The organism is Vibrio toranzoniae (assembly GCF_024347655.1).
Classification (GTDB): domain Bacteria; phylum Pseudomonadota; class Gammaproteobacteria; order Enterobacterales; family Vibrionaceae; genus Vibrio; species Vibrio toranzoniae.
Genome location: NZ_AP025514.1, coordinates 522,051 through 536,051, shown reverse-complemented (window position 1 = coordinate 536,051; position 14,001 = coordinate 522,051). Strand labels below are relative to the sequence as shown.

The 14,001-nt window shown below is 43.5% G+C and carries 12 protein-coding genes and 1 other annotated feature; of the genes, 3 read left to right on the top strand and 9 right to left on the bottom strand.

The genetic code is table 11. From position 1 onward, the window contains the following. Positions 1-145: 145 nt before the first annotated feature. From OCU50_RS02360 to nfo, 3 genes are all read right to left on the bottom strand, one after another. Positions 146-697, bottom strand: a complete 552-nt coding sequence (locus tag OCU50_RS02360; protein WP_029626949.1) for a hemerythrin domain-containing protein — start codon at positions 695-697, stop codon at positions 146-148. A gap of 89 nt (positions 698-786) precedes the next feature. Then, entirely contained in the window at positions 787-1,467 is a 681-nt protein-coding gene (ung, locus tag OCU50_RS02355; protein WP_060467189.1) for a uracil-DNA glycosylase, read from the bottom strand. A gap of 395 nt (positions 1,468-1,862) precedes the next feature. Next, the gene (nfo, locus tag OCU50_RS02350) at positions 1,863-2,771 is read right to left on the bottom strand and encodes a deoxyribonuclease IV (protein ID WP_060467188.1); all 909 of its coding nucleotides are present in this window, start codon (positions 2,769-2,771) and stop codon (positions 1,863-1,865) included. A 326-nt stretch (positions 2,772-3,097) separates the two neighbouring features. On the opposite strand from nfo, the gene grcA reads away from it, so the two are divergent. Beyond that, positions 3,098-3,475 carry an autonomous glycyl radical cofactor GrcA gene (gene grcA, locus OCU50_RS02345; protein WP_017059315.1) on the top strand — a complete coding sequence of 126 codons (378 nt, stop codon included), beginning with the start codon at positions 3,098-3,100 and terminating at the stop codon, positions 3,473-3,475. Positions 3,476-3,552: 77 nt separating this feature from the next. Here grcA and thrC read toward each other — a convergent pair whose 3' ends face one another. Genes thrC through thrA form a run of 3 tightly spaced genes read right to left on the bottom strand, consistent with a single transcriptional unit; the run spans position 3,553 to position 8,266 of the window. Next, complete coding sequence (gene thrC, locus OCU50_RS02340) at positions 3,553-4,836, bottom strand: threonine synthase (protein WP_060467187.1); 1,284 nt, start codon at positions 4,834-4,836, stop codon at positions 3,553-3,555. Next, entirely contained in the window at positions 4,833-5,789 is a 957-nt protein-coding gene (thrB, locus tag OCU50_RS02335) for a homoserine kinase (RefSeq protein WP_060467234.1), read from the bottom strand. The genes thrC and thrB overlap by 4 nt, the downstream gene beginning before the upstream one ends. 17 nt (positions 5,790-5,806) lie before the next feature. Then, positions 5,807-8,266, bottom strand: coding sequence for a bifunctional aspartate kinase/homoserine dehydrogenase I (gene thrA / locus OCU50_RS02330; protein ID WP_060467186.1), 2,460 nt, complete (start codon positions 8,264-8,266; stop codon positions 5,807-5,809). A 29-nt stretch (positions 8,267-8,295) separates the two neighbouring features. Continuing rightward, positions 8,296-8,415: a sequence feature (Thr leader region), on the bottom strand. Positions 8,416-8,733: 318 nt separating this feature from the next. Between thrA and OCU50_RS02325 the strand changes: the two genes are divergently transcribed. Continuing rightward, the gene (locus tag OCU50_RS02325; RefSeq protein ID WP_060467185.1) at positions 8,734-9,210 is read left to right on the top strand and encodes a hypothetical protein; all 477 of its coding nucleotides are present in this window, start codon (positions 8,734-8,736) and stop codon (positions 9,208-9,210) included. Between the two features lie 45 nt (positions 9,211-9,255). Here OCU50_RS02325 and OCU50_RS02320 read toward each other — a convergent pair whose 3' ends face one another. Further along, complete coding sequence (locus OCU50_RS02320) at positions 9,256-9,741, bottom strand: putative 4-hydroxy-4-methyl-2-oxoglutarate aldolase (RefSeq protein WP_017056077.1); 486 nt, start codon at positions 9,739-9,741, stop codon at positions 9,256-9,258. 577 nt (positions 9,742-10,318) lie between these two features. Between OCU50_RS02320 and arcA the strand changes: the two genes are divergently transcribed. Continuing rightward, on the top strand, positions 10,319-11,035 hold the full coding sequence (gene arcA / locus OCU50_RS02315; protein WP_017056076.1) for a two-component system response regulator ArcA: 717 nt from the start codon (positions 10,319-10,321) through the stop codon (positions 11,033-11,035). Between the two features lie 134 nt (positions 11,036-11,169). Here the strand turns inward: arcA and OCU50_RS02310 are convergent, their stop codons facing one another. Both OCU50_RS02310 and arcB read right to left on the bottom strand, forming a co-directional pair. Beyond that, entirely contained in the window at positions 11,170-11,613 is a 444-nt protein-coding gene (locus tag OCU50_RS02310) for a hypothetical protein (protein WP_060467184.1), read from the bottom strand. A gap of 7 nt (positions 11,614-11,620) precedes the next feature. Continuing rightward, complete coding sequence (gene arcB / locus OCU50_RS02305; protein ID WP_060467183.1) at positions 11,621-13,954, bottom strand: aerobic respiration two-component sensor histidine kinase ArcB; 2,334 nt, start codon at positions 13,952-13,954, stop codon at positions 11,621-11,623. Positions 13,955-14,001 lie beyond the last annotated feature (47 nt).

The window sequence follows — 14,001 nt, the reverse complement described above, 5'->3', positions numbered from 1 at the left end:
CCAGTACAAAAAGCTTTGAGCAGTACAAGTGGATAGCACAATAGGCACCTTAATGGTGCCTTTTTATTGTTTAGAGCAGCGCCTTTTTAATAGCGCTGCTTTTTTATAGCAAACTCACGCGATCAAATATAATGACTCGCTTGCGCTATAAGCACTCTTGCTCATTTTGACGAACTCGATCAGCTAACTGGCGATATTGATCTGCAATCGTATCACCGAATACAGGATCATTTTCAGGTTGAGACCATTGTGATTCCACCTCTTGCCAGTCTTTCACCGTGAATAGTGTAATGATCATGGGCAAAACGTATTTCTCTTCATACTCCATATGCTTGCGCTGGGTATGAACAAACTCTTCAAGCTGTTCAATAAAGACTTCTTGAGGTACGACGGCATCTTGAAGAATCATATCCACCACACCTAAAAAGTCAGCGGTTTTCTCGGCAAGCAATTGATGTTCTAGTTCAAGATCTTCAATGGCTTGATCATTACCATACTTATTGAGGTAATAACGATAGATGATGTCTTCTTTAGGGTGATGCACCTTATCAGAATGATTCATCAAATAATGAACCACTTCAGCGATAAGGCTGTAGTTGATTTCACGCTCTTGCTTAAGTAATTCAAGTTTATTTTTGAGAATCGCGAGCAAGCGAGCCATATAGCCATGCTCTCGTCTTATCCTTTCAATCATCATAATATTGACTCCATTACACCTACTATTTATCAGTGTATACGAAGATGCCAATTTATGGTTTGACTCTGCTCAGAAAACAACCAGTCTATCTATACTTCATTAGGTAAACGCCAATCGATAGGGTTTTGATCGATTGAGGATAGTATCTTATTAGTCAATGAAAAATGCTTACAGCCAAAGAAGCCGCGGCGTGCTGATAATGGGGATGGATGCGGAGCCGTCAATACATGATGCCTTTCCGAATCAATAGCTTGGCCTTTCTTCTGGGCATGCGCGCCCCACAGTAAGAAGATGATTGGCTCAGAACGCTGGTTCAGCTCAGCAATGATGGCATCGGTAAACGTTTCCCAACCGCACTTAGCATGTGAGTGTGCTTTTGTCTCTTCTACGGTAAGGACTGTGTTCAGCATCAACACCCCTTGCGATGCCCAAGAATCGAGATAACCATGATTAGGGATCTCAAATCCCTCTATATCTTGTGCAAGCTCTTTGTACATATTGCGCAGAGAAGGAGGAATTTTCACACCAGGAAGCACTGAGAATGCTAAGCCATGAGCTTGGTTGGCACCGTGGTAAGGATCTTGACCTAAAATAACCACTCGCACAGACTCGAAAGGCGTCATATCGAAAGCATTGAACACCTGCTCTTGTGGCGGGTAGATGGTTTTCCCACTATTACGTTGCTGCTCAACAAACGCGAGGACACTCTGAAAGTACTCTTTGTCACGTTCATCATTAATAATGGATTCCCAAGTCTTTGGTGCGCTCATCGTTTACTTCCCAATCATCAAGGTTTCTAGAGGCTTTCGCCAGACAAAAAAATAGCTGTATCGGCTAACTGTCCTAAATAAGGCTCTAGTTATACCTCATACAGCTATCAATAAACATGATGTGTAGGGTTCACTTGTTGATGAATCATAATAATCAGTTCAAGTTGTGTTTACTCGATTAACCACTTTTCTGCTGCGTACGGTGGTGGCCGTGGTTATGCACGTGACGGTTTGGTGTTGGTAAACGACTTGCGACAGCAAAAATTGAAGTTTGGGTGATTGAATACATAAAGGCACCTCCTCTAAGACTTCGTGAACTACATATTCACTTTAAGACTATGAAAAAAAGGTGCCAATTTTTAGAAATAGACGGAAATAAATTTCCCCCTCTACTATTACGCTTCTTCGATCGCTAGCGTTGCTGAGCGATGAAACATTCTAAGTTGTTGAATTTCCTCTTTCCAGATCGTCGAATCAATGGTTTCCAAGATAAGAGGGATACCATTAAAGCGAGAATCAGAAGCAATATACTCAAAACAATCCCAGCCAATTTTGCCTTTTCCTAAAGAATGGTGTCTATCGACTCGGCTCGCGAACTCAGCTTTTGAATCATTGATGTGCATTGCTCTTAGATAGTGCATGCCCACAATGCGGTCGAACTCGGTAAAAGTATGGTCACACGCTGCTTTTGTTCGTAAATCATAACCAGCAGTAAAGGTATGGCAGGTGTCTAAACACACACCAACACGCGACTTATCTTCTACTTGATCGATGATCTCCGCTAGGTGCTCAAATTTCCAACCAAGATTACTCCCCTGTCCAGACGTATTCTCGATCACTGCGATCACATCTGGCACCGCTTGATGAGCTAAGTTGATCGATTCGGCGATCTTAGCCAAGCACTCACTTTCTGAGATCTTCTTTAAATGACTACCCGGGTGAAAATTCAGTAGCGTTAATCCAAGTTGATTACAACGCTCCATTTCATCAATAAAAGCAGCACGTGACTTCTCGAGTTTCTCTTCTTCAGGCGCCCCTAGGTTAATCAGATAGGAGTCATGAGGAAGAATATGTTCAGCAGCAAAGCCCAACATTTTGCAATTGGCCTTGAAGGCACTAATGGTTTTGGCTTCTAGTGGCTTCGCGGCCCACTGTCTCTGGTTTTTAGTAAACAGTGCAAACGCATTAGCTCCGATCTCACGCGCACGCATGGGTGCCTGATCAACACCGCCCGCCGCCGACACGTGAGCGCCAATAAATTTAATATTTGTCTCAGGTTTTGAGGATGAAATTTTGTTTGTCATTAAATCACTTTACACTTTCAGAATGCATCATAAATAAAGGGTCATATCGGTTGTAGTTCAATTAAAACACAACAAATGTAGTAAGATTACACCAAATAAGACTGTTAAATATTTTTTATACTTTAAAATATTTTGTAATTACTTTGTTTTCAAAGGTTTTATTGATTTACCTCAATATAATCACCTTTGTAAAAATATGGTTTTTGGTTGTTTTTTGACTTAAATCAATGTTAACCTTACAAACATTAGGTATATATTACCCAGCTCAATAAAAATCGAAAGTTAACACCATAATCAAACCACGTTCAGTGGACTAGGAGATAGTTATGATCCAAGGTATTCAAATTACTAAAGCAGCAAACGATGACCTACTAAACTCAATCTGGCTACTAGATAGCGAGAAGAATGAAGCTCGTTGCGTTGTTGCTACTGCAGGTTTCGAAGCTGACCAAGTTATCTCAGCTGCAGACCTAGGCGAGTACGAAAGCCGTGAAGTTGCAATCGAAGCAGCACCACGCATCGAAGGTGGTCAACACCTAAACGTTAACGTTCTTAAGCGTGAAACGCTAGAAGATGCAGTTGCTCACCCAGAGAACTACCCTCAGCTAACAATCCGTGTATCGGGTTACGCTGTACGTTTCAACTCTCTAACAACTGAACAGCAACGTGACGTTATCGCACGTACGTTCACTGAGTCTCTATAATTTATAGAGCTTAAATTAGAATACAAAAACGGCGCTCATTGAGCGCCGTTTTTATTTGTTCAAAAAACAAATGTACATTACGGTTGAACTCGACGAAGCACTGCTTTTAGCGCTTCGAAATCGTTATCAAGATCTTCAGACAACAACTCCATCGCCGCGTGTTTTGCTAGTGGGCCAGGCAGTTCAATATCAGAACCTAGGATGTCATCAACCACTTCTTTGAACTTCGCTGGGTGCGCTGTACATAGGAACAAGCCAGTTTCGTTCTCTTGCAGTTGCTCTTCCAATAGACGATAAGCAATCGCACCATGTGGTTCACATAGGTAACCTTGTGCTTTTAGGTCGCGTACTGATTCAGCGCTCTGCTCGTCAGATACTTTACCCTTGCCTAGTGTATCTAAGCCCCAACCTTTCAGTTGGCAAAGCTCTTCGATACGAGGCCAGTTGTTCGGTTGGCTTACGTCCATCGCGTTCGATGTTGTTGCAACGGTCGGTTTTGGATCCCATTGACCTGTTTCTAGGTAACGAGGAACCGTGTCATTTTCGTTAGTTGCAGCAATGAAACGCTTAACTGGTAGACCTAGAGCTTTAGCCAATAGACCAGCCGTTAGGTTACCAAAGTTACCACTTGGTACAGAGATAACGAGATTTTCACGTTGCTCTTTAGTCAGCTGAGAAGCCGCTTCAAAGTAGTAACAAATCTGAGCCATCAAACGGCTGATGTTGATTGAGTTTGCTGAGTTCAAGCCAATCTCTTTACGCAGTTCAGCGTCGTCAAACGCGTCTTTTACTAGTGCCTGACACGCATCAAAGTCGCCATCAATCGCGACAGTGTGGATGTTCTTACCTAGTGTACAGAACAGCTTTTCTTGCAGTGGGCTGATCTTGCCTTTCGGGTAAAGGATCACAACATTGATATTTTCCATGCCGTAGAAAGCATGCGCAACAGCAGCGCCAGTATCACCCGATGTAGCCGTTAAGATTGTGATTTGACCACCATCAGAAACCGCTGCCAAAGATTGAGCCATAAAACGGCCACCGAAATCTTTAAATGCTAACGTTGGACCGTGAAACAGTTCAAGTGCGTAAACACCGTCTTTCACTTGGTTGATCGGAGCTGGGAATTGGAATGCCGCATCCACTAGTTGATCAATCGTCTCTTTTGGTAACTCATCACCAATGAGAGCAGAAAGAATCTTTGAACTACGAGGGACAAAGTCCTCTGCAAGTAGTGCATCGATGTCATCGAACTTAGGCAGCTCTGATGGGAAAAATAGACCTTGATTACGACCTAAACCTTGACGAACGGCTTGGCCAAAAGAGACTTGTTCGTCATTTTCTTTGATGTTGTACAGCTTCATAACTCACTTCCTGTAACGATCGAACCTTGCTTATCTAAGCGACAAACGTGGACGAATCCTTCTTCATTTTGTACGTAATTTTGTTCTAACCAACGTGCAACACGCTCGGCGACATCTTGTTCTTTGCAAATGCTAAATAGAGTTGGGCCACTACCAGAAATACCAGTAGCTAATGCACCTGCCGATAACGCGTATTTACGAGCATCAGCAAACCCTGGAAGTAGTTTCTCACGATATGGTTCAGCGATCACGTCTTTGATCATCTTCGCCGCCAGTTCAGGTTGACCTGAGTGACACGCGTGGATAAAGCCCGCTAAGTGGCGCCCATGAGCAATGATATCCTGACGACGATATTGAGATGGTAGGATCTCTCTCGCTTCCGCCGTAGATACTTTAATGCCCGGATAAGCCATTACCCAATACCAATCATCAAAACATGGAACTTCTTGGCTAATGATGCCTAATTCTTCAAGCATAAGCTGCACACCACCAAGGTAACATGGCGCAACATTATCGTAGTGAATACCACCTGAAATTTTACCTTCCATTTCGCCCATCAGAGCAAGCAGTTCAGTTTCATTCAATGGCTGACCGTGAAAACGGTTTAGCGCATCAAGCGCCGCGACAATTGAACATGCACTTGATCCTAAACCGGAACCGATAGGCATGTTCTTTTCGAGTGTCATTTCCAATGGCTTTAGCGCAACGCCTTTTTTATCAAGCTCTCTCGAGAATACCACCCAGCAGTCGTAGACGATGTTTTCTTTTGCTTCAGTTGGCAGCTTAGAAACAAAACTGCCTGCTGTTTTTAGTGAGAATGGTTGGTCACCAGCTTTAACCATGACTCGATCACCCAGCAATGTGCCATCCACTGGAGACACAGCGGCCCCCAGCACATCAAAACCTACACTGACATTACCGATTGATGCCGGAGCATAAACGACAATATCCATATCAATTGAACTCATTCCTAAACTCCTAATTTCCAACCAAGAGTACGCATCACATCAGAGAATACGCCTGCTGCTGTAACTTCAGTACCTGCACCGTAGCCACGTAGAACGAGTGGAATTGGCTGGTAGTAACGGCTGTAGAATGCCAGAGCGTTCTCGCCATCTTTAATCTTGAACATCGGGTCGTCGCCATCAACAGCAGCGATACGAACCTTACATTTACCTTCAGCGATCTCGCCAACATAACGAAGTACTTTACCTTTTTCTGCGGCGATAGCTGACTGCTCTTTGAAATAAGCATCCGCTTCTGGCAAGCGAGCCATAAACTCGTCAACCGTACCTGAATCATCGAAACCTGGTGGCAATGCTTGGTCAACTTCAACGTCTTCAAGTTCAAGTGCCATGCCAGCTTCACGAGCAAGAATCAGCAGCTTACGCGCGACATCCATACCAGACAGATCATCACGAGGATCCGGCTCAGTAAAGCCGTTATCTTTAGCAATGTTGGTTGCTTGGCTTAACGTCATGCCTTCATCAAGCTTACCAAAGATGTAAGACAGTGAACCAGAAAGGATACCGTTGAACTTCTCAAGTTCATCACCTGCAGAAATTAGGTTCTGTAGGTTTTCGATTACCGGCAGACCTGCTCCTACTGTTGTCTCGTACATCAGCTTACGACGTGAGTTACGTGCAACTTCACGAAGCTGATGGTAGTAAGCCATGCTTGCTGTGTTCGCTTTCTTGTTTGGTGTTACCACGTGGAAACCTGCCGCTAGGAAGTCTGCATACTGCGCCGCAATATCTTCGCTAGACGTACAATCAACCAATACCGGGTTGATGATGTGGTTACGTTGAACCAGAGCCGCTAAACGAGCTAGGCTGAATTCTTCTGTCGCGCTCGACATGCGGTCACGCCACTGTTCTAGCGGTAGGCCATCGCTGTCTAGCAACAAACCTTTGCTGTTTGCCAAGCCACATACGCGAATCACGATGCCTTTTTCAGCCAGTTTGCCTTGTTGACGTTGGATTTGGTCAACCAGCTCGCCACCAACACCGCCAACACCCACAACGAAGACGTCAAGAAAGTGCTTAGAGTTAAATAGGTTCTCGTGACACGCTTTGATCGCTTCTGAGATTTTATCTTCAGGGATAACCGCAGAGATAGCGCGCTCTGAAGAGCCTTGAGCAATAGCAACAATGTTCACGTTCACTTCGGCTAAAGAAGAGAAGAACTGAGAAGCAACACCGCGTGAAGTGCGCATACCGTCACCCACCAGCGTTACAATCGCTACGTCGTCCATGAACTCAACTGGCTCTAATAGGCCATCTTTAAGTTCAAGTTCAAATGCATCAGACAGTACTTGCTTCGCTTTTACTTTATCTGCTGACTCAATACAGAAGCTAATGCTGTATTCAGAAGAAGATTGAGTAATAAGGACAATAGAAACGCCAGCAGAAGACATCGCACCGAATACACGGCTTGCCATGCCTACCATGCCCTTCATGCCAGGGCCTGATACGTTAACCATCGTTAGGTCACTTAGCGTCGTAATACCTTTGATTGCTAGGTTATCTTCGCCAGTGTCTTGGCCTATCAAAGTACCTGCACCCTGAGGGTTAAAGCTGTTTTTGATCAGACAAGGAATGTGGAATTGTGCGATAGGCGCGATAGTCTTCGGGTGAAGAACTGAAGCGCCAAAGTAAGAAAGCTCCATCGCTTCTTGGTAGCTCAATGACTTAAGAAGACGAGCATCGTGTACTAAACGCGGGTCGCAATTGTAAACACCGTCTACGTCTGTCCAGATCTCACAGTAATCGGCACGAAGACATGCCGCCAATACCGCAGCAGAATAGTCAGAGCCATTACGGCCAAGCGTGACTAACTCGCCTTTATCATTACCAGCAGTGAAGCCCGGCATAATGTTCACGTGACCTTGTGGAAGTGGCGATTGACGGAAGTTCTGAGTTGACACATCCACATCGACCATAGCTTCAAGGTGATCACCTTTAGCGTATAGGTATTGAACTGGGTCAATCAGGCTTGCTGGTTGGCCTTTTGCTTCAAGTACCGCTTTCATTAACTGGATAGAGATTCGCTCACCTTTACTGATGATGCGAGCATTGACGTGGTTCGGGCACATACCAAGTAAATTGATGCCGTTCACGAACTGCTTCAACTGAGCAAGAGAGGTATCGACCTGCTCTTGGAATGCCGAACCATCGATAGAAGGAACGACGGCTTTGATCTCTGTAAACAGTGAAACAAATGATGATTCGATCTCTGCAATTTGCGTATCGGCTTCACCATGTTTCAGTGCAGCTTCAATAACAGCGACCAACTTATTGGTTGTTTTTCCTGGAGCCGACAGTACAACAGCTAGCTCTTCTTGCTGGGCGTTATTAGCGATGATATCAGCCGCTCGTAAAAAACGATCGGCATCAGCTAATGATGAACCTCCAAACTTTAAAACGCGCATCCCTTTCTCCATAAGTCATAAAAATGGTACAAAAAAAGGCCTGTATCTTGTTGGATACAGGCCTTTTTTTTTAAAATCCGTTACTTAGCAGCCTGCCCCAACAATGTTAATGTCGGTAATAATAATGGTTGTGGTCATTACTAGGTGGCTTACGTGCTGCATATCAAATTCTCTGCTTGTGCTTTACTCTACGTGTATCAATTTTTACCACTAGACGTCAATGAAAAGTTGCGTTTTTTTTACATTCACACCGTTTTTCAGAGCAAACCGCCATTTAAGGGATAAAACACCCCGTTTACACCTTCAATTCAGATACTGGATTTCCCCTTCAGAACAAGAAAGGTAACTAGGCTCATATAAAGTCATGACAAATTTACATATCGTTTGGGCGGCGAACGTACAGGTTTTGTGCTTTAATTAACCGATAACGTTTTTAAAACAACAATAATGGTATCAGGAGTGGGGAAGTGAAGAGATTGCTTATTCTTTTAATCTTTGCTGCGCCTGTTGTTTGTTCAGCAAATAGCTTGCCTCTGTTGAGCAACCTGCCTCTACTACCCGCTCAAATCGATCGATCTTCTCATAAATTCTTTATTTCAACTCAAAATGCCTCGAGTGAAAGCTTCGACACTTGGAAGATCGACAGTGGCTACTCTTATAGCTTGTTTGCTGATGTCGATCTTTATGTCGGTACACGTATCAACAGTGCTTCACTGAAATATGAAAGCGGATTCTTGAGTGGTGTCAGTTATCAATTCTCAGAAAAGGTCTCTTTCAACAGTTCGTTGCATACCTATAAAGATGAAGAAGAGAACAGCGAAAATTCGGTAGCAGCAGAAGTTTCAAGCCGAGTACAACTTACTGATAATTTAGATCTGCATGCCACCCTTGATTATGAAGAGTGGCAGCAAGGTGTTGAAGTCGGATTAGGGTTTCGCTTCTAATTCAATAAGCTTGTTACCCATTAACAATTGCGAATCAAATAGCCGTTATGATTCAAGCAACAGCTCCGACGAAATTAACACGCCATTCCAATCTGCATAAATGTAATCACCAGGCTGCACCAACTGGTTATGTACTGTCAGCGTCACGTTCACTTGGCCAACACCACGCTTCTCAGTTTTGAATGGTGATGCACCTAGAGCTTGAACGCCCAAATCCATTTGCGACATCATACCAACATCACGCACAGCACCATTAACAATCACGCCCTCCCAGCCATTTTCTATCGCGAGAATTGCAAGTTGGTCACCAAGCAGCGCTTTCTGACACGAACCATTTCCGTCAACAACCAGCACTTTGCCGCTGCCGTCGGTCTCTAAAACCTCGCGAACCTTGGAATTATCGTGATAACAACGAACTGTTACAATTTTTCCCCAGAACGCACCACGTTGACCAAAGTTCTGTAGCGGCAGGTTCAATTGGGTAACTTTGCTTTCAAACTCATCACATAAGTCTGGTGTTATATCGTGCATATATCCTCCGTGAGTAAGGCGCTACCTATAAAACAAGGTAAACCTCTATGCTTTTATATGTTATTAAATTTAATCCTTTGTTTTCATCATATTATGCTCAATTCAATAATGAATAAAAATTTGATTAAGCATATTTATCTACTAGACTATCAGAACAACTTGGCTTCCTTGGTTCATTCTCATGTCTTAAACAAGTCAGATATGAGAACAATCGCGAATAACCATTCTGGTTTGCTATTAAATAATCAACCATAATATCGGTTAAGTTGTAGCCATACTATTAAAGTTTGTTGCGATTCGGCAATTGATGTAAATCAACAAAGTGAATGGAATTAACATTCTCACGTTGTTAGCATGCTGTTAACATTATAGAATCCTCTACAATCACTAAGAGAATGATTAAAAGGCGTACTGGATCTACGTTATTGGGCAATACTTCAAGGAAGGCAGATAACTGGAAGTAAGTGTTTTTTTGAAAACTTTAAGTTATCATCAAAATTACATTACCTGTATGTTATGTTTTTGCCTAGAATTTATTCTATTAGCACAGTTTCGTCACAAATTTAGGTACCGCCAAATGCAAACCCCGCAGATTCTGATCGTTGAAGATGAGCAAGTAACTCGTAACACTCTAAAGAGTATTTTTGAAGCAGAGGGATATGCTGTTTTTGAGGCTAGCGACGGTGAAGAGATGCACCAAGTGCTATCTGACAACCAAGTTAACCTTGTAATTATGGACATCAACCTTCCAGGTAAGAATGGCTTACTACTTGCGCGTGAACTACGTGAGCAAGCAAACGTAGCGCTTATGTTCTTAACAGGTCGTGATAACGAAGTTGATAAAATTCTTGGCCTAGAGATAGGGGCTGATGATTACATCACTAAGCCTTTCAACCCTCGTGAACTGACTATTCGTGCACGTAATCTTCTTAACCGTTCAATGAGCACTAGCTCTATTCAAGAAGAAAAGCGTAGCGTTGAAAAGTACGAGTTCAACGGTTGGGTACTAGATATCAATAGCCGTTCTCTAGTTAGTCCAGATGGCGAAGGCTACAAGCTACCTCGTTCAGAGTTCCGTGCTCTACTTCACTTCTGTGAGAACCCAGGTAAGATCCAAACACGAGCAGACCTTCTTAAGAAGATGACTGGCCGTGAGCTTAAGCCACACGATCGTACTGTAGACGTGACAATTCGTCGTATTCGTAAGCACTTTGAATCTATTTCTGGTACGCCAGAAATCATCGCAACGATTCACGGTGAAGGCTACCGCTTTTGTGGTGACCTAGAAGACTAATTTGATTACGCTTCTGCCCGTTTAGTTCTTCTAACCGGTTAGCACTTCTAACATCAGAAGCATAATCAATCGTTATTAAAAAGGGAGAATGCCAACGCATTCTCCCTTTTTTATTGATCATGAATCCGAAAGGTCTAGTAGACTGTATCAACCTTCACATCTTTCTCCACTAGCCACTTTACGATTTCGCCATCTCTAAGTTGTACTGCAACATCAACAGCTTTCTCACTTTCGATATCTAGCTGCCATACAAAAGCGACTTCCCACTGAGTTTCACTTTGAATTCTCAAATCAAGATCGTCGGCAGTCACCAGTAAGGTATCCGCCCCCTGCTTAACTGTAACACTTTCGACAGCAAGCGTTGCTGGTAATTGAGAGGTTGACTCTAGATAAATAACACCATGCAAAGTCTCATCTTGATCCTCTCCAATCATCGGCATTTTGTTTAGCCAAAGGTTGCTTTTCATTGTGACTATCGCGGTTGAGACTTCAACCTGAGTACCTTTTTGCCATTCTACTTGTGGCGTAGAACAACCCGCTAATGCCAACACACATGCGGAAAGTGCTAATTTTTTCATTATTCTTCTACCTTTGGTTTAACCAACTTTTTAGGACTTCAATGTCATTCTGATATTCATTATTAATTTCATCTACCCAATCTGAAATATTCTCCCACCACGCAGGCAGATCGGGAGATTGCGCTTTCTGAGCGACTTGCTGTATACGCTTCAGGCCAATGGAACCTGCCGCACCTTTAATCTTATGCGCTTCAGAAACGATGCTGGCTTGATCTTTCGCGACCATGTTAGAGTTCAATATTTCCATATACTCCGGCATCATATCTTCAAACATCGCTATGCTATCTAAAACCGGTTTCGGCCCAACAATATCAACGTAAGACTCTAGCATATCAATATCAAGCAAAGCGGTGTCAACCAATGAAATAGTAGGCGTATCCTCTGCTACTTTCTCGATAACCTCGGGAGCACCTTCGATCAATTTACTGATCACATCTTGAATAGCACGAACAGACAGTGGTTTACTGATCGCTTCATCCATGCCTTTTTGTAGGTATTCTTGCTTGTTATTTAAAACATTCGCGGTTAATGCGACCAAAGGCGGTAACTGACTGTATTTCTCTCGGTAATACTGGGCGATATCAAAGCCTGTCATGTCAGGTAATTGAATATCTAACAACACCAAATCGTAGTCTTGTGGGTTGAATACGATTTGAGCCTCTTTACCTGTCATCACCACTGTCACTTCGTGACCCAGGCTTTCAAGTAGAGAGCGAGCCACCGTGATATTAAGTTCAATATCTTCGACCATGAAGATCTTAAGATGCGACTGCTTTCTTGGTGCTTTAATGAGTGCTTGAGTGTCGTGATTGACAGGAACTCGAATCGAAACGGTAAAGGTACTGCCAAAACCTTCTTCACTGGTTACTTCGATGTGACCATCCATCATGTTGATCAGCTGCTGAGATACCGCGAGGCCAATACCTGTCCCCACCGCATGCAGATTATCCGTTCCAGATTTCACCTGATAATACATCGCGAAGATCTTCTCGATTTCACTTTCAGGTATACCAATGCCGGTGTCTTCCACTTCCATAGTAATGTTGGCAAAGTCGCCATCAATATCGGCGCTAACTGTCATTACCACACCACCATCTTTGGTGAATTTCATCGCGTTGCTGACGAGATTCCACAGCACTTGTCTCAGGCGAGTACCATCCACTTCAACCGCAGCAGGAAGGTCGGATAATCTTTCTAAATCAAACCTCAACCCTTTTTGCTCCGCCATCAATGCAGAAATACTTTCGATCTCGACAACAAAATCTTCAAAGTTGATCGGCGTTGGGAATAACTCAAGCTTACGACGATCGAATTTGTCCATATCAATAATGTCGTTAAAAATATTACCCAGAGTCACCGCACTCACCTTGATGGTTTGCATGTGCTTGCGCTGCTCGGTAGTCAGCTGGCTATCTAATAGCATGCGGCTCAAGCCAATAATACCGTTGAGCGGCGTTCTTAATTCGTGACTAATGGTTGAAATGAACGTGGTCTTGTCGCGACTGGCTTTCTCTAGCGACTTTTGATGTTCTCTACGTTCAGTAATATCACGGCCATAGCCCACTAAGCCCAAGTGACGCCCATCTTTGCTGTAAAAAGGCACCTTGCGCAGTTCGAAATAGCTTTTACGCCCATCAGGGTATTCTAGCCATTGGTCATAGGTCAGAGCCTGATTATCAGCAAAAACTTTCTTATCAGTTTCAACAACTTGTTGAGCGATCTCTTTGCTGTATACATCCCAAGGTGTCAAACCAACCAGATCTTTTTCTGTTTTTCCAGTGAGTTCTTCAACCGCGCGGTTACAACCTGAAAACACACCATCTTCATTACGGTAGTAGATAAGGTCGGGTGAAGCATCGATAAACGAGCGCAGGAGTGCGGTACGTTCTGCTAATTCAAGCTGAGTTCGTTCACGCTGAAACACCTCATTTTCTAAATCCTGCATCGCTTCAGCACGTGCTTCTTCCGCTTTTTCTCGCTCTTCAATTTCTTGATTAAGCTTCTCGATATTAAGTTGTAACTGGCTATTTAGCTCTTGGTCTCGCTCACGCATATCGCCAAGCTTAGAAACCAGCTTCGCCAATCTTTGACGAGACTCTTCCAGTTGATCAACAACCACTGAAAGAAAATAAACCGCCCACGGTGTAATGACTAAACCGAAGAAAGCAGAACGAATAATGTCGATATCATCAACATTACCTTTGAGTGCGAGGGTTATGCCGACCTGCACAACAACGGCGAGGGCAACAAGCGCTAAGGCGAGCAAGATAGAAAAGCGGACAATTCCCAACTTTACGAGTAGATCCACGTAATATTGAGCAAGATTTTTCATGGGTTTCATTTAGCGCTCCATGCGATAAGACTAGCAGTATTCTACCTTGTTTGAAG

What these genes read in the sequence shown, in the direction of transcription:
- OCU50_RS02360 (WP_029626949.1), bottom strand. Translation starts at nt 697, where the DNA reads ATGATGATTGAAAGGATAAGACGAGAGCATGGCTATATGGCTCGCTTG.
- ung (WP_060467189.1), bottom strand. Translation starts at nt 1,467, where the DNA reads ATGAGCGCACCAAAGACTTGGGAATCCATTATTAATGATGAACGTGAC.
- nfo (WP_060467188.1), bottom strand. Translation starts at nt 2,771, where the DNA reads ATGACAAACAAAATTTCATCCTCAAAACCTGAGACAAATATTAAATTT.
- grcA (WP_017059315.1), top strand. Translation starts at nt 3,098, where the DNA reads ATGATCCAAGGTATTCAAATTACTAAAGCAGCAAACGATGACCTACTA.
- thrC (WP_060467187.1), bottom strand. Translation starts at nt 4,836, where the DNA reads ATGAAGCTGTACAACATCAAAGAAAATGACGAACAAGTCTCTTTTGGC.
- thrB (WP_060467234.1), bottom strand. Translation starts at nt 5,789, where the DNA reads ATGGATATTGTCGTTTATGCTCCGGCATCAATCGGTAATGTCAGTGTA.
- thrA (WP_060467186.1), bottom strand. Translation starts at nt 8,266, where the DNA reads ATGCGCGTTTTAAAGTTTGGAGGTTCATCATTAGCTGATGCCGATCGT.
- OCU50_RS02320 (WP_017056077.1), bottom strand. Translation starts at nt 9,741, where the DNA reads ATGCACGATATAACACCAGACTTATGTGATGAGTTTGAAAGCAAAGTT.
- arcA (WP_017056076.1), top strand. Translation starts at nt 10,319, where the DNA reads ATGCAAACCCCGCAGATTCTGATCGTTGAAGATGAGCAAGTAACTCGT.
- OCU50_RS02310 (WP_060467184.1), bottom strand. Translation starts at nt 11,613, where the DNA reads ATGAAAAAATTAGCACTTTCCGCATGTGTGTTGGCATTAGCGGGTTGT.
- arcB (WP_060467183.1), bottom strand. Translation starts at nt 13,954, where the DNA reads ATGAAACCCATGAAAAATCTTGCTCAATATTACGTGGATCTACTCGTA.